17 protein-coding genes and 1 pseudogene are annotated in these 16,997 nt (G+C 65.2%); 13 read left to right on the top strand and 5 right to left on the bottom strand.

Features of this window, described 5'->3' with window-relative positions:
- Positions 1–21 precede the first annotated feature (21 nt).
- From HCA61_RS16090 to HCA61_RS16060, 7 genes are all read left to right on the top strand, one after another.
- On the top strand, positions 22–654 hold the full coding sequence (locus tag HCA61_RS16090) for an alpha/beta fold hydrolase (RefSeq protein ID WP_169689174.1): 633 nt from the start codon (positions 22–24) through the stop codon (positions 652–654).
- A complete protein-coding gene (locus tag HCA61_RS16085) occupies positions 644–1,957 on the top strand; it encodes an FAD-dependent oxidoreductase (protein ID WP_169689173.1) in 1,314 nt (437 codons plus the stop codon). The genes HCA61_RS16090 and HCA61_RS16085 overlap by 11 nt, the downstream gene beginning before the upstream one ends.
- Entirely contained in the window at positions 1,954–2,703 is a 750-nt protein-coding gene (locus HCA61_RS16080) for a DUF1365 family protein (RefSeq protein WP_169689172.1), read from the top strand. The genes HCA61_RS16085 and HCA61_RS16080 overlap by 4 nt, the downstream gene beginning before the upstream one ends.
- Positions 2,700–4,016, top strand: coding sequence for a class I SAM-dependent methyltransferase (locus HCA61_RS16075; protein ID WP_169689171.1), 1,317 nt, complete (start codon positions 2,700–2,702; stop codon positions 4,014–4,016). Before HCA61_RS16080 ends, HCA61_RS16075 begins: the two co-directional genes overlap by 4 nt.
- Positions 4,013–4,822 (top strand): DUF1295 domain-containing protein, encoded by an 810-nt coding sequence (locus tag HCA61_RS16070; protein ID WP_169689170.1) that lies wholly within the window; start codon positions 4,013–4,015, stop codon positions 4,820–4,822. Before HCA61_RS16075 ends, HCA61_RS16070 begins: the two co-directional genes overlap by 4 nt.
- A gap of 113 nt (positions 4,823–4,935) precedes the next feature.
- A complete protein-coding gene (locus HCA61_RS16065; RefSeq protein WP_169689169.1) occupies positions 4,936–5,511 on the top strand; it encodes a sigma-70 family RNA polymerase sigma factor in 576 nt (191 codons plus the stop codon).
- A complete protein-coding gene (locus HCA61_RS16060; RefSeq protein WP_169689168.1) occupies positions 5,501–6,256 on the top strand; it encodes an anti-sigma factor in 756 nt (251 codons plus the stop codon). The genes HCA61_RS16065 and HCA61_RS16060 overlap by 11 nt, the downstream gene beginning before the upstream one ends.
- A gap of 28 nt (positions 6,257–6,284) precedes the next feature.
- On the opposite strand, the pseudogene HCA61_RS16055 reads toward HCA61_RS16060, so the two are convergent.
- A pseudogene (locus HCA61_RS16055) lies at positions 6,285–7,694 on the bottom strand (aldehyde dehydrogenase family protein); the annotation flags it as partial.
- A 24-nt stretch (positions 7,695–7,718) separates the two neighbouring features.
- Positions 7,719–8,558, bottom strand: coding sequence for a putative protein N(5)-glutamine methyltransferase (locus tag HCA61_RS16050; RefSeq protein ID WP_346777570.1), 840 nt, complete (start codon positions 8,556–8,558; stop codon positions 7,719–7,721).
- 92 nt (positions 8,559–8,650) lie between these two features.
- Here HCA61_RS16050 and HCA61_RS16045 point away from each other — a divergent pair, with 92 nt between their 5' ends.
- Genes HCA61_RS16045 through HCA61_RS16035 form a run of 3 tightly spaced genes read left to right on the top strand, consistent with a single transcriptional unit; the run spans position 8,651 to position 12,260 of the window.
- Positions 8,651–10,195 (top strand): class I SAM-dependent DNA methyltransferase, encoded by a 1,545-nt coding sequence (locus tag HCA61_RS16045; RefSeq protein WP_169689349.1) that lies wholly within the window; start codon positions 8,651–8,653, stop codon positions 10,193–10,195.
- Entirely contained in the window at positions 10,192–11,337 is a 1,146-nt protein-coding gene (locus HCA61_RS16040; protein ID WP_169689166.1) for a restriction endonuclease subunit S, read from the top strand. The genes HCA61_RS16045 and HCA61_RS16040 overlap by 4 nt, the downstream gene beginning before the upstream one ends.
- A 17-nt stretch (positions 11,338–11,354) precedes the next feature.
- The gene (locus tag HCA61_RS16035) at positions 11,355–12,260 is read left to right on the top strand and encodes a restriction endonuclease (protein ID WP_169689348.1); all 906 of its coding nucleotides are present in this window, start codon (positions 11,355–11,357) and stop codon (positions 12,258–12,260) included.
- 180 nt (positions 12,261–12,440) lie between these two features.
- Here the strand turns inward: HCA61_RS16035 and HCA61_RS16030 are convergent, their stop codons facing one another.
- Positions 12,441–12,716 carry a type II toxin-antitoxin system Phd/YefM family antitoxin gene (locus tag HCA61_RS16030; protein ID WP_169689165.1) on the bottom strand — a complete coding sequence of 92 codons (276 nt, stop codon included), beginning with the start codon at positions 12,714–12,716 and terminating at the stop codon, positions 12,441–12,443.
- 1,066 nt (positions 12,717–13,782) lie between these two features.
- Here HCA61_RS16030 and HCA61_RS16025 point away from each other — a divergent pair.
- The 3 genes from HCA61_RS16025 (at position 13,783) to HCA61_RS16015 (ending at position 16,020) form a co-directional block, all read left to right on the top strand.
- Positions 13,783–14,043, top strand: a complete 261-nt coding sequence (locus HCA61_RS16025; RefSeq protein WP_346777569.1) for a transposase — start codon at positions 13,783–13,785, stop codon at positions 14,041–14,043.
- A gap of 17 nt (positions 14,044–14,060) precedes the next feature.
- Entirely contained in the window at positions 14,061–14,399 is a 339-nt protein-coding gene (locus HCA61_RS16020) for a hypothetical protein (RefSeq protein WP_169689164.1), read from the top strand.
- Positions 14,400–14,511: 112 nt separating this feature from the next.
- On the top strand, positions 14,512–16,020 hold the full coding sequence (locus HCA61_RS16015) for an HNH endonuclease signature motif containing protein (RefSeq protein WP_169689163.1): 1,509 nt from the start codon (positions 14,512–14,514) through the stop codon (positions 16,018–16,020).
- A 44-nt stretch (positions 16,021–16,064) separates the two neighbouring features.
- Here the strand turns inward: HCA61_RS16015 and HCA61_RS26015 are convergent, their stop codons facing one another.
- Both HCA61_RS26015 and HCA61_RS26010 read right to left on the bottom strand, forming a co-directional pair.
- The gene (locus HCA61_RS26015; protein WP_240959609.1) at positions 16,065–16,625 is read right to left on the bottom strand and encodes a Fic family protein; all 561 of its coding nucleotides are present in this window, start codon (positions 16,623–16,625) and stop codon (positions 16,065–16,067) included.
- 16 nt (positions 16,626–16,641) lie between these two features.
- On the bottom strand, positions 16,642–16,917 hold the full coding sequence (locus HCA61_RS26010) for a hypothetical protein (RefSeq protein WP_206040161.1): 276 nt from the start codon (positions 16,915–16,917) through the stop codon (positions 16,642–16,644).
- Positions 16,918–16,997: the final 80 nt, after the last annotated feature.

The following is a 16,997-nucleotide window of genomic DNA, read 5'->3' as shown; positions in this document are numbered from 1 at the left end:
CGCCCGCACCGAAGCCCGAGCATGGATTCCACTTCACCTCGGGGACGCGCGCACGTCCTCGTACTGCCCGGTGGCAAACCTTCGAGCCATGCGGGGACACGACCGTGGCATCTGACGAGCGTGCGAATGGCCCTGCTGACCGAGGCGTTACGTTCGAGGCTGACGGGTCACGGCATCACGGTGGGCCAGGTGCAGTACGGAGTGCGCGGCTGGAACGGCGACCGGATGAGCCCGGTGCACGACGCATTGCGTGCACTCGACGCGACACTCGATCGGTGGCCCGACACCCGGATCGGCCTCGTGGGGCATTCGATGGGCGGGCGGGTTGCGGCACATCTCGCCGCGCAGAACGGCGTCGAAGCGGTGGTTGCGCTGGCCCCTTGGTGGCCCGACAACGACGCCGCACTCATCCCTGCGGGACGTCGGCTCCTGGTGGCGCACGGAACCGGAGACCGCTGGACGGATCCCGCGTCGGCCGAATCCCAGACCGCGGCGGCCCTGCTGCGCGGAGTCGACGCAACATGGTGTCCGCTGCCCGGCGCGGGACATTTCATGCTGACCCGGCCCGGCTGGTGGCACTCCGTCACCGCCGACTTCCTCATCGATGCCTTGACACCCGAGACGAGCTCTACCGGAGGAAACCATGACGCGTGAACCGTCCCGTTCCATCGCCGTGGTGGGCAGCGGTGTCGCCGGGCTCAGCGCCGCCCACGTATTGTCCCGGCGCGACCGTGTGACCCTGTTCGAGGCGGACTCACGCCTCGGTGGCCATGCCCACACCCATCACCTCACGCTCGAGGACGGGCAGGAAGTCTCGGTCGACACGGGCTTCATCGTGCACAACGACCGAACCTATCCCACACTGTTACGTCTGTTCGACGAGCTCGGTGTCGCCACTCAGGAGAGTGACATGTCGATGTCGATCCGCTCCGACGCCACCGGTCTCGAATATGCGGGGGCGAAGGGTCTTCCGGGGCTCTTTCCCACGTGGCGGTCGTGCACGAAGCCGAGTTACCTCCGGATGCTGGGTGAGATACTGCGTTTCCACCGTGCCGCGCTGGCCTTGCTCGAAACCGGCGACGACGGGAAGGACGAGCCGCTCGACGCTTTTCTTGCACGGAACCGCTTCTCCCCGTTCTTCATCGATCATTTCATGACGCCTCTCGTCGCAGCGGTGTGGTCGTGCGACCCGGCGCTGGCCACCCGCTATCCCGCTCGCTACCTCTTCCGGTTCCTCGACCACCACGGCATGCTCACCGTCTTCGGTTCTCCCACCTGGCGGACCGTGACCGGCGGCTCGAGCACCTACGTCGACGCACTCGCGCGCCGGCTCGACGAGGTGCTCACCGACACCCCGGTGCGCAGCGTGGAGCGGACGGATGACGGGGTGTGCGTGGTCGTCGGCGACGGAGATGTTCGGTGGTTCGACGCGGCCGTAATCGCCGTGCATCCGTCTGCGGCCCTCGCCATGCTCGCCCGCCCGACTCCGCAGGAGAGCCGGATACTCAGCGCGTTACCGTATTCGACGAATCATGCACAGTTGCACACCGACACGTCGCTGCTGCCCCGTAGCGAGCGCGCCCGCGCGTCGTGGAACTATCTGGCGCCTGCCGACACCGGGCCCGAGGGCGTGATCGTCACCTACGACATGACCAGATTGATGCGGCTCGCCACGGTCACGGATCGGCGATTCCTCGTCACCCTGGGCGGCGCGCATCTTGTCGACCCGCGCAAGGTGATCGCGGAGATGACGTACGAACACCCGCTGTACACGCCCGAATCGACGGCAGCACAGGCATGTCTGCCCGAGATCAGCGACAGCAGAATCGCATTCGCCGGCGCGTACCACGGATGGGGATTCCACGAAGACGGCGCCCGGTCCGGCGTGGAGGCCGCTCGGCAGCTCGGCGTCGAGTGGGGTGCGTCTTCCTTCAGCGGGGCGGAGGTGTCGCCATGACGACAGCGTGGCTCTACCGCACCAGAATCGGACACGTTCGGCGCGCACCGATTCGGAACGGCTTCGAATACCGTAGTTACAGTTGGTTCGTCGACCTCGACGACCTACCGGTACTGCCGTGGTGGTTGCGCCCGTTCGCCCGGTTCGACCCCGCCGATCACTTCGACGGCACCGCTCAGCAAGGAACGCTGCGAAACCGGCTCGACGACTATCTCCTCAGCGAAGGCATCGACCTGCACGGCGGACGCGTCACCGCATTACTCAACGCGCGGGTACTCGGGCACGTCTTCGATCCGTTGACACTGTTCTGGTGCCACGACCCCGGCGGCGCGCTCGTGTGCGTCGTGGCCGAGGTGCACAACACCTACGGGGGTAGGCACTGTTATCTGCTGAGGCCGGATGCCTCGGGGCACGCGGAAGTCGGCAAAGCGTTCTACGTCTCTCCGTTCAATGAGGTCGACGGCCGGTACTTTCTGCGGGTCGCGGAGCCCGGACCGTTTCTCGACGTCGAGGTGTCGCTACACCGCGATGGGCAGCCGCCCTTCACGGCCACGATGCGCGGATCCGGCCGGCCCGCGACCCCCGGGGTGATCGCCCTGGCTCAGCTCACCCATCCGCTTGCACCCCAGATGGTTTCGGCTCGTATCCGAAGGCAGGGCGTCGGGCTGTGGCTGCGGGGACTTCCCCTCGTCCCGCGTCCGGCTGCGCCCTCGGCCCCCAGACATCTACAGGAGATCTCCCGATGAGCACACCCGAACTCGAACTGCCGGCCCCGCGTGTGAGTGTCGACGCGACCAGATGGCCCGAGTTGGCATCCGTCCCCGGAGGACTCCGCACCCGCGTCGCCGCGGTGGTCGCCGACCGATTGTTCCGCAATGCAGCCGCCCACCTCGACGTACGGGTGGAGTACCCCGACGGGACCGTACTCGGAGGCGGCGGTAGGGCGGGCAAGACCGGTGACACCCGTGGCACGGATTCCCGGATTCTTCCCCGGATGATCATCCGTCGTCCGGAGGCGTTCGCCCGGAGGCTCGGCCACGGCGGGCTCATCGGTTTCGGTGAGGCATACATGGCGGGTGATTGGACCGCATCGGACCCGGTCGCGGTGCTCACCCCGTTCGCCGCCGAGATCGGGTCGCTGATCCCGTTGCCGCTCCGGCGTTTGCGCCGGCTCGTCGTCGCGGCGCAACCCACTGGGGAACGGAACACCGAGGAGAACACCCGCTCCAACATCTCCCGCCACTACGACCTGTCGAACGCCTTGTTCGAAACGTTCCTGGACGGGTCCATGACCTATTCGAGCGCGCTGTTCGACGAGCTCCCCGCACGGTGGGATGCGCTCGAGACGTCCCAGCACCGCAAGATCGACCGGCTGCTCGATGCCGCGGACGTGCGAGCTGGAACGCGGCTCCTCGAAATCGGCACCGGCTGGGGTGAACTGAGCGTGCGCGCCGCGAAGCGTGGTGCCACCGTGCGCTCGGTGACGCTGTCGACCGAGCAACAGGCGCTGGCCCGGCGGCGAGTGGCGGAGGCCGGTCTGTCGGACCGCGTACAGATCGACCTCCTCGACTACCGTGCAGTGGACGGCGAATACGACGCGATCGTGTCGGTGGAAATGATCGAGGCGGTGGGATACGACTACTGGCCCACATATTTCCGCAGCCTCGACCGACTCCTACGACCCGGTGGTCTCGTCGCACTACAGGCCATCACGATGCCGCACGACCGGATGGCCGAGACGCGCGACAGCTACACGTGGATCCACAAGTACATCTTCCCGGGTGGGTTGCTGCCGTCGACCGAATCGATCGACGTGATCACGCGCTCGCTGACGTCGCTGCGCACCGTCGATCGTCTGCGATTCGGCGACCACTACGCGGAGACCCTGCGATTGTGGCGGGAACGTTTCACCACGCACACGGACCGTGTCGCGGATCTCGGATTCGATGCCGTGTTCCGGCGAATGTGGGAGTTCTATCTCGCGTACTCGGAGGCCGGGTTCCGCTCGGGCTATCTCGACGTCCAGCAGATCGTGTTCCGGAAGGAGGGCGCGCGATGAACGCCTGGTCGGAGTTCGTGCTCATCACGGTGTCCGCGGTGGTGCTGCTCGCCGCGATCCAGGCAGTCACCTTCGCTATCGGGCACCGCATCGGCCGGTACAACGTGGTGGACGTGTCGTGGGGGCTCGGTTTCGTGGCGGTGGCTGCCGCCGCGGCACTGCTCGGCAGCGGCGACGCCTCGCGACGGCTACTCCTGCTGGCGCTTGTGACGGTGTGGGGGCTGCGGCTGACATGGCACATGTACCGCAAGTCCCTGGGCAAAGGTGAAGACCCCCGTTACACGGACATGCTCGAACGCGCGGGTGACCACTCGATCGCCACGATCATCCGCAAGGTCTTCGTGACCCAGGGCGCGGCGCAATGGTTCGTGTCGTTGCCGATCCAGGTCTCGGCGGTACTCGGACCCACCCGCGGCTTCGGCACGGTGGTGCTCTGGGCCGGTGTCGCCGCGTGGATTGCCGGCGTGCTGTTCGAAGCGATCGGAGACCTACAGCTCCGCCGGTTCAAGGCCGACCCCGCGAACCGTGGCCTGATCATGGACCGCGGTCTGTGGGCGTGGACCCGGCATCCCAACTATTTCGGTGACGCCACGGTGTGGTGGGGGTTGTGGCTGATTGCCGCCAGCGTGTGGCCCGGTGCGGTCACGGTGGCCTCGCCGGTGATCATGACGTACTTCCTCGTCTACGCGACCGGTGCGCGGCTGCTCGAGCAGTCGATGTCGAAACGACCCGGCTATCCCGAGTACCAGCAGCGAACGTCGTATTTCCTTCCGCTGCCCCCGCGGTCGCGCGTCAACGGGAGATGATCGGCGTGCTCGATGCGTCGCTGCCACTCGTGACCGGGCCACATCCAGGTGGGTGCAGGTTGAGCGGCCCGATTCGTCCGGCTAGTGTTTCGTCCGATGAGCGGACACGGACCATGACCGACGTCGGTGGCGGAACCGACACACTCGAAGCGTTGCTCGATCGAGTCGCGGCGGAGGATTCGGCTGCCTTCGCGCAGTTCTACGACCTGACGCGAGCGCGGGCGTACGGCATGGTGTTGCGGGTACTGCGCGATCCCGGCTACAGCGAAGAAACACTGCAGGAGGTCTACCTGCAGGTGTGGCGGACCGCGACGGGATTCGACCGCACGCAGGGATCGGCGCTGTCGTGGCTGATCACCCTGGCACACCGCAGGGCGGTAGACCGGGTGCGCTCCGAGCAGTCGGGCGCCGAACGAGAGGCCCGCTACGGCGCGTTGTCCACGACCACAGAGTTCGACACTGTCAGCGACGAAGCACTCCGTCGCGACGACACGCGTCAGGTCCTCGATTGTCTGGGCACGCTGACCGATCTGCAGCGCCAGTCGGTCGAGCTCGCCTACTACGGCGGGCTCACCTATCGCGAAGTGTCGGAACGACTGGCCTCGACGCTGCCGACCATCAAATCGAGAATCAGGGACGGCCTGATCCGCTTGAAGAACTGTCTGGGGGTGACCAGCGATGACGAGTAGCCGTCTCGACTTCGACGACCATCTGCTCGACCTCGCCGCTGTGTACGCCCTGGATGCGGTCTCGGACGACGAACGCCGCGAAATCGAACTGCGAGTGGCCGAGGCCGACTCCGACGTCGCCGCAGCATTTCGGCGCGAGGTCCGCGAGGTTCGCGAGACGATGGCACAGGTTTCGCATGCGACAGTCGCCGAGCCACCGGCCCATGTACGTCACCGCCTGCTCGAAGCCATCGACACTGCTGAATCCATCGGCACCGCTCCCGGTTCCTCTGCGCCCGATTCCCCCATCGACCTGTCGGCACGCCGGAACCGGCGACGCTATTTCCTGCTGGCGGCAGCGGCCGCGGTGGTGATCGCCATCGCCGGTATCGGCGTGGCAACCCAGCTCGGCCAGGACACTCCCCCCACCTCGGCGCAGGTCCTCGCCGCCGAGGACGTGCGCACCACCTCGGGTTCGATCGAAGGGGGCGGCACGGCAACGGTCGTGTATTCGAAGGACGTCGACGCCGGTGTGCTGGTGATGAACAACGTCGCGCCGCCGACCGACGGCACCGTCTACCAGATGTGGCTGATCGGGCCGGACGGCGCGACTGCCGCAGGCACCATGACACCCGCCGACGTCGCACCGTCGACCACGGCTGTGCTCGAAGGCATCTCGGATGCGACCGCATTGGGATTCAGTGTGGAGCCGGAAGGCGGGTCGGCCCAGCCGACAAGCATTTTCGCTGAGTTACCGCTCGGTTGATCGCCCGATTGCGGCGGGCAATCGACGCTCATGTGGGCGACAGACCAGCGCTGTGCTGTCCGGACACACGGATCAGTTTCTCGTTGACGAATTCGCCCACGCCCCACTGCGCCAGCTCGCGGCCGTAGCCGGAACGGCCGACACCGCCGAAAGGCAGACCGGCTGCGGTGACGGCGTGCTCGTTGACGAACGTCATGCCATCCTTGAGCCGCGCAGCCACCTCGTGTGCCTTGTCGACGTCCGAGGACCATACAGAGCTGGACAGTCCGTACTCGGATTCCTCGTTGGCAATGCGTACGGCCTCGTCCACCCCGTCCGCCTTGTACACGATCGCGACCGGGCCGAAGATCTCGTTGCACCCCACATCTGCGGACGGGTCCACATCGGTGAGCAGGGTCGGCTCCATGTACGCGCCGTCGCGGTCGATTTTCTTCCCGCCCACCCGGATCGTGGCGGTCCCCTCGCGTGCTGCGGTGTCGAGGCGGTCGACGATCTCGTCGCGGGCACCGATCGAGCTGAGGGGGCCTACGTCGGCATCCGGATCGTCATAGGCACCCACCGTGAGCGCACCGATTGCTTTTTCCAGGTAGGCCACCGTGCGATCGTAGAATTCCGGCTGCACGATGAGCCGCTTCGGCGCATTGCACGCCTGGCCCGAGGCAAACATCCGGATGTCCACGTATCGGTCCAGTACCCACTCCAGGTTGTCGGCATCCAACACGAGGAAGGGGTCGTTCCCGCCCAGCTCGAGTAGCGACTTCTTGTAGTGTTCCCCGGCCGTCTTCGCCACGGCCGAACCGGCGCCTTCGGATCCGGTGAGGGAGACACCCTGGATCCGCTTGTCTGCGATGAACGGTTCCATCTGGGAGCCGGAAGCATAGATGTTCTGGAACACCCCACGCGGCAGCCCGGCCTCGATCAGGAGGTGCTCGCACGCCTGGGAGGAAAGCGGGCAGATCCCCGCGTGCTTGAGCACCAGTGCATTTCCGAGCAGCAGGTTGGGGGCAGCCCATCGCGCGACCTGGTAGTACGGGAAGTTCCACGGCATGATGCCCAGGATCACACCGAGCGGCCGCTTGACCACGTACGAACGGTCCGCGCCCTGCGCCGGGAGTTCCTCGGGCGCGAGCAGTTCGTGGGCGTTGTCCGCATACCAGCGGTAGATGCCCACCACGATGTCCAGTTCGGCCGCGCCCCACGGTCGGAGTTTGCCCATCTCCCGGCCCATGTAGTCGATCAGCCGATCTTTGTGCTGTTCATAGAGATCGGCGACGGCCCGGAGAACATCCGCGCGCTGGTCGATGGAGGTCTCCTGCCAGCTGCGCTGGGCTTCGGTGGCGCGATCGAGGATCGCATCTCGGTCTGTGTCTTCGATTCGTTCGAATTGCTCTTCGTCGGTACCGGTGTTCGGGTTCTGGAGTGCGAAGGTGACCATACTTCGGTCTACCCACCGCCGATCGCCTTACACACTGGGCGCGATCTGCGAGGGAACGCCGCGACCGTCGGCGACTCCGACGACCACGGTGGCATCGAACTCGTCCGACCGGTGAACGACCGTTGTCAGTCCCTCCGCAGCGAGGATCCCGGTTGCTGCCTCGACCTGCCGGAGGCCGGCTTCCATCAGCAGGTGTCCACCGGGCGCAAGCCACTCCGACGCGGACACCGCCAGGCGACGATGCACATCGAGTCCGTCGGCACCGCCGTCCAGCGCGACACGCGGCTCGTGCAGTCGTGCCTCGGACGGCATTGTCGCGATCGCCGCCGTCGGTACGTAGGGGGCATTGGCGACGATCACATCGGTGTGGCCTCGCATCGAGTCCGGCAGCGCCGCGAAGAGGTCGCCGCAGTGTGCGTCGCCGCCGCATCGTTCGAGGTTGCGCCGCGCGCAACGGACCGCCGCGGGGTCGACGTCCGCGGCGTGCAGCCGGATGGTGGGTTCGACAGCGGCGAGCGCGGCCCCGACCGCACCGCAGCCGCAGCACATGTCGACGACGAATGAACCCGGTGCAACGAGTTCGGCGGCGCAGTGCACGAGAAATTCGGTGCGACGGCGTGGAACGAACACATCTGCGTCGACGCTGATCCGCAGACCGCAGAATTCTGCCCATCCCAGCACGTGCTCGAGAGGACGCCCGTCGATCCGCTGCTGTATGAGGTCTTCCAGATCGGACGGGCTACGCGCCGCATCGCTGAGCAGGCGGGCTTCGTCTTCCGCGAAGACACATCCGGCAGACCTCAGCCGTGCGGCCAGTGCTTCTGGGACCGGACCGCTCGGAACACTGCCGATCGGAGATTCGGGCACATGGCACCCTAACCTGCACGCTCGGTGTCGGTGGCCGGGTCTATACAGTTCTGTTGGACTTCGGCGAGCAGAACAGGCAGGTAGCGGTACCCGTGATCACCGGTGACATCAAGAACAAGGTCGACGCAGTCTGGGACGCGTTCTGGACAGGCGGTATCTCCAATCCGCTGGAGGTGATGGAACAGATCACCTACCTGCTGTTCATTCGCCGGTTGGACGACGAGCAGACGCTCGCGTTGGAGAAAGCGAACCTGCTCGGCACACCGCTCGAAGGCAACCCGTTCCCCGAGGGCATCGACGACCAGGGCCTGCCCTACAACGACCTGCGCTGGTCGGTGTTCAAGGACCGGCATGCCGACGAGATGTTCGAGATCGTCGCGAACCGGGTGTTCCCGTTCATCAAGAACATGCGCGGCGAGGAGTCCACGTACGCCCATTTCATGAAGGACGCGCGGCTCAGCATCCCGAACGCCGGGATGCTGCAGCGGGTGGTGGACCGGCTGGACAAGGTGCCGATGGAGAACCGCGACACCAAGGGCGACATCTACGAATACCTGCTCGCAAAGATCGCCGCCGCCGGGCAGAACGGCCAGTTCCGCACGCCGCGTCACATCATCGAACTGATGGTGCACATGACAGCCCCGAAGCCGGGCGACACGATCGTGGACCCGGCGTCCGGCACGTGCGGGTTCCTCGTGGGTGCGTCGGAGTACATGCGCGCCAACCATGCGGATGCGATCAACTCCGGCAAGGGGCGCGAGCAGTACCACCACGAGATGTTCCACGGGTTCGACTTCGACAACACGATGCTGCGAATCGGGTCGATGAACATGCTGCTGCACGGCATCGAGCAACCCGACATCCGCTATCGCGACTCGCTGGCGGAAGCGAACACCGGTGATGCCGAGGCATATTCGCTGATTCTCGCCAACCCGCCATTCGCGGGCAGCCTCGACTACGAGAACACCGCGAAGGATCTCCAGCAGATCGCGAAGACGAAGAAGACGGAACTACTGTTCCTGGCGCTGTTCCTGCGCCTGCTCAAGCCCGGCGGCCGCGCGGCGGTGATCGTCCCGGACGGTGTGTTGTTCGGATCGTCGAAGGCGCACAAGGAACTTCGCAGGATTCTGGTCGAGGACCAAAAGCTCGACGCGGTGGTCAAACTGCCGTCCGGGGTGTTCAAGCCGTATGCCGGTGTGTCGACGGCGATCTTGTTCTTCACCAAGACCAACTCCGGTGGCACCGACAACGTCTGGTTCTACGACGTGCAGGCCGACGGCATGTCCCTCGACGACAAGCGCAACCCACTGCTCGACGCCGACAAGCTCGGTGCGCTGGCCGAGTTGTCGGATGACGAGCACGTGAAGAACAACCTCCCGGATGTGTTGCGGCGCTGGGCTGATCGCGACGGCGGCGAGTTGGAGCGCGCGCGGACGGAGCAGAGCTTCTGCGTGCCGCGTGAGGATATCGCCGCGCAGGGCTACGACCTGAGCTTGAATCGGTACAAAGAGATCGTGCACGAGGAAGTCGAGCACAGAGCGCCGACCGAGATCCTCGACGAGCTGGATCGGCTCGAGAAGGACATCGTTGACGGCATGGCGCAGCTGCGGGAGATGCTTGCGGGGGGTGCGGCGTGAGTAGGTGGCCCGTCGTCACACTTGGTAAAGTTGCCGCGCTTCCACGTACACAGATTCAGGCGAGCGGGATCGTTGACGGCACAATGTATGTTGGCCTAGAGCACATCGAGTCGGGCGGACGGATGCTCGACGCCCTCCCAGTCGCGGCGGGTGAGCTCGCGAGTGCAAAGTTCGTCTTCGAACCAGGCGACATTCTGTATGGGAAGCTGCGGCCGTACCTTGCGAAGATCACCATCCCTGGGTTCGCCGGTGTGTGCAGCACTGATATCTTGCCGATCCGCGTATCCGAAGTGGTTGATGCGCGATTTCTCCTCCACTATCTCCGACAACCATCGCTGGTCGAATGGGCGAATGCGCGGAGCGCTGGAGCTAACCTACCGCGTCTGAGTCCGAAGGAACTTGCGACGCTTCCTGTGCCATTGCCTCCGATCGAGGAACAGCGGCGGATCGCGGCGGTCCTCGACCACACCGACGCCCTCCGCACCAAGCGCCGCGAAGCCCTCGCCCGCCTCGACGAGCTGACCCAGTCGATCTTCATCGACATGTTCGGCGACCCGGTGCTTAACCCCAAGAAGTGGGAACTAGCGACATTGGGAGCCGTAGGCACATTGGATCGCGGGGTCTCGAAGCACCGTCCGCGGAACGCTGCGGAGCTTCTGGGTACTGAGCATCCTCTGGTTCAGACTGGCGAGGTTGCAAACTCGGACGGCTACATCTTGTCGACTGGGCAGTACTACTCGGACCTGGGCTTGCGGCAAAGCAAGAAGTGGCCAGCAGGGACCCTATGTATCACCATCGCGGCGAATATCGCTAAGACAGGGATCTTGATGTTCGATGCGTGCTTCCCTGACAGCGTCGTTGGTTTCACAGCAAATCCGTCAACCGTCGAATACGTGCGCGTCTGGCTGTCATTTCTGCAGCGGACCATCGAAGCAAGTGCACCCGAGTCTGCACAGAAGAACATAAACCTCGCAATACTGAGGGCGCTGTCGATCCCGCTTCCGCCTCAGCACCTCAGAGATGACTTCGCGGAACGCATCACGCGAACTAGCGAACTCAAGGCGGGACACCACGCCGCCCTCGCCGAGCTCGACGCCCTATTCGCCTCCCTCCAATCCCGCGCCTTCCGAGGCGAGCTGTGACTGCGCCGGTATCGGAGATGCCGGTGTGGTCCGGTTTTCTCACTCCCGTGCTGGAAGTACTGATGGATGAACAGGTCTGGCGAAAGCGGGACCTGCATACAGCGGTGGAGGACCATCTCGGATTGACTGCCGAGCAGCGGGCGGAGATGCTTCCGTCGGGACAGCGGCGCGCCGACAATCGGATCGGATGGGCGCTCAGTGGGCTCTACCGCGCAAAGCTTGTCGACAAGCCGGCCCGCGCAACCTTCGTCATCACCGATGCCGGGCGCAGCCTGCTCGCGGCCTATCCGGACGGGATCACAGAGCAGACTCTGAAGGCGCTCCCCGCGTACCAGGCGTACACACCAGCGCGTACAGCCCCGTCGAACAACATTGCACACGACTCACACGTGACGGTCGAAGAGGAAGTCGAGCCGCTCGAGCAGATCGAAGGCGGCGTCAGTCGCCTGCATGCCGAGGTCGCGGCCGACCTTCTCGACCGGCTCCGCAATCAGGCCCCCGAATTCCTGGAGCAGTCGGTGCTCGACGTACTCGTTGCGATGGGATACGGCGGTACCGAAGGCCGGGCAGCCCGTATCGGCGGATCGGGCGATGGCGGTGTAGATGGTGTCATCGACCAGGACCCGCTCGGACTCGAACGCATCTACGTGCAGGCCAAGCGCTACGCCGTCGACAACACAGTCGGCAGACCCGAGATTCAGGCGTTCGTCGGCGCCCTGCACGGCGTAGGTGCCGCCCGCGGCGTCTTCATCACCACCAGCGCATTCACCTCCGGCGCCCGCGAGTACGCTCAGAACATCGCCACCCGGATCATCCTGATCGACGGACAGCGCCTCGCGGACTTGATGATCCGGTACGGCGTTGCAGTGCAGACTCGGCAGATCTTCACTGTCGTCGAGGTCGATGAGGACTACTTCGAATAATGACTCTCCATCCGTCCGCGAGCGACGAGAATTTCTTCGGTCACGTCCGATAGATATGGGCTCGGTGGTCGATGTCGATGACTACAACGACCCGTTCGACGTCATCGATATGCAGCCGGTCGCGGTAGTCGCCGCGCCGGTGACGCAACCTCGCACGGTATGCCTCGGACGCCTGTCTTGTCACCGCGGCGGTAGACCGTATTCGGCGCGCAGATCCTCGAGTGAGGTCGTCTGGCCGAGGGCGTAGTCCTGGTCTGCTTCGGCGACCGCCTCGCGGGTGCCTGAACGTGAAAGCCAGTAAATCGTCTCGTGCAGCGATTCCAGGTCTTCGGCGGACATGAGCACCGCGGCAGGCTTCCCGTACCGAGTGATCGTGATGATATCGTGTGTCGACTCTACGCTTTCGACCAGCGCAGAAAGTTTGTCCTTGGCCTCGCCCAGCGGCACAGTCGTCATAGGTGTCATTGTTGCCTCGATCATGGCCCTTCGATAGTCAGACATCTAGCCGCAAATATCGAGGTCGCCAAAGACAGAGCACGGGACGGCGTAAAGATGCGGGCGCCCTGCGGGCGACGGTGCCTGACCGTACGGAGACCCTACGGGTCCCTGAGCTTGCCTTCGGCCCCTTCCCCACAGCTGCCCGGTCGCCATACCCCGATAGACCATCTCGACCAACGCTTCTGGCCCCACGTCGCAGAAGACGTGCGGCTTACGCTGGACCCGGTCGTTCGTGTCGACCCTCACGAGCGGGTGCTCCACCGCCAGCTGTGGAGACGAAGGTACTGGCGCCCAGTCGGTTTCACGCACGGGGAATGGCACCCCTGCGCGCAGCGTCGAAGCACTGACGTCGGACTCTGGGAGGCGAGCGACGAATGCCCGACATGCCGCGGCTACCGGACCGGCCCGCGCACACGTCGCAGCACAAACACCTCGAGCCCCTCGACGGGTATGTCGAGAGGCTCGCGAAGTCAGGACGTCAGCGAAGACCCCGGCGGGGTGAGAAGAAGAAGGTCGGTATCGAAGACCGAACCATGAGAAGCGCCCCCTGGGGGCGTGTGGATAGACTCCACCCTACGGTGCATGACAGCCTCTGTTCTGTCGTGTGCCCAGACCCCGGTTGGTGTTCCAGCACCCTCCGGGGTCGACCTGTATTCAGGCCGGTTCAGGGATGGTCCCATGCCTGGCGACGAGCGTCAACACAAAGTTCTCCAGATCGGAAGCACCGCCCGGATTTCCGCTCCTTGTTGCGAAGCTTGCGATCGTTCTCGGTCATGATCGAAGCGATCTCGACCGCATGTCGTTACGGGCAGAGCGGGGTACGAGGATGGCGCATCCCCAGAGCGACCGCGGCGTCGACGATGCGCGGCCACATCCGGGGATCGGTGAGCGCGAGGTGAAGTCCTTGGCGTGCTGATTCCGAGGGAGCAGATTTCGGTCGGAGGTGTAGGTAAACAATCCGATCCTGTACTCGTTCGCGCAGGCGACTGCGTGCAGGGTGTATTACTTTGTATTACAATGGGGCGTGCGACTGATCTGGCCACCCGAGAGCGTCACCCACATGTGGGACCGGCACGAACTCACCCCCGCAGAGGTCGAGGAGGCATTCCTCGACCCACTCAAGGTGTTCTTCCAGCCGGACCCAGCCTCTGACAGCGGCACGTCGGATCGGTCCATCGGGTTCTCCCCGACGGCCGGACTGATCCTGACCGTGATCACTGTCCGGTTCGAGGGTCGGATCTACGGGGCCACCGCCTGGCAGTCAAGCCCCACCCAGCAGAGGTAGTACGAGGAGAAGAACGCATGACCAGCAACCTCCCACCCGACCTCCTCGCCAAGGCTCATGCCGAGGCCGACGAGATGTATGCCCGCGAGCAAGAAGCCGGATACGTCCCGCCGGAGGCTCCGGACGCGAACCCGACTCCGCGCACCAAGGTCCTGCAAATCCGGCTCGCCCAGGCGGAGTACACGGTGCTCGCCCAGCTCGCCGACGCCCGCGGTCTGGCCCCGTCCACCCTGGCGCGGGGAATTCTCCTCGAACGTATCGAGCCTAAGGCGGACCAGGCCGAGGCAGTTGCGTTCCTTCGTCGCCTCGCCGACACTCTCGAAGTCGACGCAGTGGCCCACGGGCAGTCAGTCTGATCTGGCCTGCAGGCCGATCGGGCAGCGAGCCGATCAGGCAGCGAGATGGGGTCGAGGCCGCGCCCTGACTCGAACTCAGATTCTTGTCGGAGGGTCCCGCTACACTTCGAACATGCTTTCGGATGATGGCGTCGACAGGCTCGGTCAGGTGGGGAACCACCTGGCCGCTCTCGACGCTGCCATCGAGGGTCTACTCACCGATCCGCTGACGGGCCTGTCCGAAGCCGCTGTCGTCGAAGCCCTACAACGGATGGAAACCTCGTTGCGGAAGGCCGCCGGCGTCGGGCACCGACTTGTCGTCGAATCAGTCGAACGGTCCATCCCCGCACACCTCGCCTGCCGCTCCATCAACGACTTCCTCGTCTCCACTCTCCGCATCTCGGGAGCCGACGCCGCGAAACGCGTGAAGGGCGCCAACAAGACCGGCACCTGGCACACCCTCAGCGGCGAACCGATGGATGCCACCCTGCCCGCCACCGCGTCGGCCGGCCGCGAAGGCGCCATCGGTCCCGATCACGTTGCCGCGATCGCCAGAACCATGCGCCAACTCCCGAGCAGCACCAACCGCGACGAAATCGACGCCGCAGAACAGATCCTCGCCGACGCCGCCCGCTCCACCACCCCTGAAGACGTCACCAAGATCGGCATCCACCTGCTCGCCCACCTCAACCCCGACGGCAACGCCCCCGACGAACGCGAACGGAAGCGGCGCCGCGGCCTGCGGCTCGGCAAGCAAGGCACCGACCTGATGACCCCGATCTCCGGACTGTTGGACCCGGAAACGCGGGCACTCTTCGAACCGGTGCTCGCCAAACTCGCCCGCCCCGGCATGAACAACCCAGACGATCCCGAATCACCTTCTGGGGATGTCGATTCCCCGAATCTGGACCGTACGGCGATGGCGAAGGCCGCTGCCCGCGACACCCGCACAGCTGTACAACGCAACCACGACGCTCTCAAATTCGCACTGCGGCAGATGCTCTCGTCCGGTGTCCTGGGCAGCCATCGCGGCCTCCCGGTGACAGCGATCCTCACGATGTCGGTGCACCAACTCGAGAAGGCGTCCGGCGTGGCAACCACCGCCACCGGCGGCATCGTTCCCATCAGGGATGCACTGCGCATGGCGCAGAACGCCCACCCGGTACTCGCCGTGTTCGACCACAACGGCCGGCCCCTTCACCTCGGCCGCGCCCGGCGCCTCGCCTCGGCGGATCAGCGACTCGCCCTCATCGCAGCGTCTCGTGGGTGCACGCGCCCCGGTTGCGATGCTCCTGCCTCCCTCACGGCCGTGCACCACGTCACCGAGTGGCAGCACGGCGGCACCACCGACATCACCAACGAGGATCTCGCCTGCGACAGCTGCCATGCCCTCGTCCACGACGGACCTGGCGGCTGGCAAACCCGCGTCGCCCCGCCCGATGCTGCGAATCCGGGCCGCGTCGAATGGATCGCGCCGCCTCACATCGATCCCGACCGGCGCCCGCGGGTCAATCACCGGCACCACCTGGATCATTTCGTCGCCGGCGCCCTCACCCGGCACCGATACCGTCGGGAACGACCGCGCCGAAGAGATACATCCGGCGACGCCCGGAGCGATGACAACACCCCGCCACATCCTTGATACCGAGACACGTCTCTCGGAAACTGTCGACCAGGTCGAGCACGTCACGTGCGACGTACCCTGTGGTGCCGCGTTCGACGCTCTTGCGGGACAGGACTCCGGCGTCCGCGAGTTCCTCGAGCGCGGCTCGCGCTGCGGGGAACGACACCCCGAGGATGCGTTGCACAGTGCGCGCGGGGTTCCCCTCGAAGGCCTTGCGCCTCTCGGTGGCCCGCAAGACGACCAGCCCACTCGAACTCCAGTTCGTCGATGTCCTGCACCAGGCGTTGCGCATGCTCCGACGCGACCACAGCGGCCTCGATGAACGTCGAAAGCCAGTCGTTCACACCAGCGAGGGCGCCGGGGTCGACAGGGCTGCCGACGTACCGGTAGGCGCTCAACCCGTCGACGTAGCGGGCGCTGAGAGTCGACAGCACGAGACTGATCGGGAGCACCGCCTCCGGGGCCAGACCGCGCCGGGCAAGTACGGTGTGGATCAAAGCGCGACCGACCCTACCGTTGCCATCGGTGAACGGATGAATCGTTTCGAACTGGGCGTGCACGATCCCGGCTTGTATCAGCGGTCCGTGCAGGGATCCGTTGAGATAGTCGACGAGGTCGGTCATCAGCGGTCCGACATCCTCAGGCGATGGGGGGCGAAATCCGCTTCGAGCGGATGCCAATTCGAGTCCCCGATCCAGTTCTGGACGTGCCGGATGCCATGATGCCGTTCGTCGCTGCGTGCAGCATGACCACGTCATCCACGGTAACGACGTCGGTGTCGACCAAGCTGCTCGACGCACGCCGGAGAACCGAGGTGTTGTTGGCCACGAGGCGCGCCTGGTCACTGAACCCGCGGATGTCCTCGTCCTGCGCCAATTCGGATGTCGCGCTCTGCGGACGCGGCACGCGCAGCAAGGTGCGAATCCCTTCATTCTGCCCGATACAATCAAAACTTAGTATCTCAACCTTTAATGCGCGACGGCAATATTGAAGGT

The organism is Rhodococcus sp. HNM0563 (assembly GCF_012726195.1).
Lineage (GTDB): Bacteria > Actinomycetota > Actinomycetes > Mycobacteriales > Mycobacteriaceae > Rhodococcus.
This window is presented reverse-complemented; position numbering and strand designations above follow the sequence as displayed.

What these genes read in the sequence shown, in the direction of transcription:
- HCA61_RS16065 (WP_169689169.1), top strand. Translation starts at nt 4,936, where the DNA reads ATGACCGACGTCGGTGGCGGAACCGACACACTCGAAGCGTTGCTCGAT.
- HCA61_RS16070 (WP_169689170.1), top strand. Translation starts at nt 4,013, where the DNA reads ATGAACGCCTGGTCGGAGTTCGTGCTCATCACGGTGTCCGCGGTGGTG.
- HCA61_RS16090 (WP_169689174.1), top strand. Translation starts at nt 22, where the DNA reads ATGGATTCCACTTCACCTCGGGGACGCGCGCACGTCCTCGTACTGCCC.
- HCA61_RS16020 (WP_169689164.1), top strand. Translation starts at nt 14,061, where the DNA reads ATGACCAGCAACCTCCCACCCGACCTCCTCGCCAAGGCTCATGCCGAG.
- HCA61_RS16015 (WP_169689163.1), top strand. Translation starts at nt 14,512, where the DNA reads ATGCTTTCGGATGATGGCGTCGACAGGCTCGGTCAGGTGGGGAACCAC.
- HCA61_RS16035 (WP_169689348.1), top strand. Translation starts at nt 11,355, where the DNA reads ATGCCGGTGTGGTCCGGTTTTCTCACTCCCGTGCTGGAAGTACTGATG.
- HCA61_RS16075 (WP_169689171.1), top strand. Translation starts at nt 2,700, where the DNA reads ATGAGCACACCCGAACTCGAACTGCCGGCCCCGCGTGTGAGTGTCGAC.
- HCA61_RS26015 (WP_240959609.1), bottom strand. Translation starts at nt 16,625, where the DNA reads ATGACCGACCTCGTCGACTATCTCAACGGATCCCTGCACGGACCGCTG.
- HCA61_RS16030 (WP_169689165.1), bottom strand. Translation starts at nt 12,716, where the DNA reads ATGACGACTGTGCCGCTGGGCGAGGCCAAGGACAAACTTTCTGCGCTG.
- HCA61_RS16060 (WP_169689168.1), top strand. Translation starts at nt 5,501, where the DNA reads ATGACGAGTAGCCGTCTCGACTTCGACGACCATCTGCTCGACCTCGCC.
- HCA61_RS16080 (WP_169689172.1), top strand. Translation starts at nt 1,954, where the DNA reads ATGACGACAGCGTGGCTCTACCGCACCAGAATCGGACACGTTCGGCGC.
- HCA61_RS16085 (WP_169689173.1), top strand. Translation starts at nt 644, where the DNA reads ATGACGCGTGAACCGTCCCGTTCCATCGCCGTGGTGGGCAGCGGTGTC.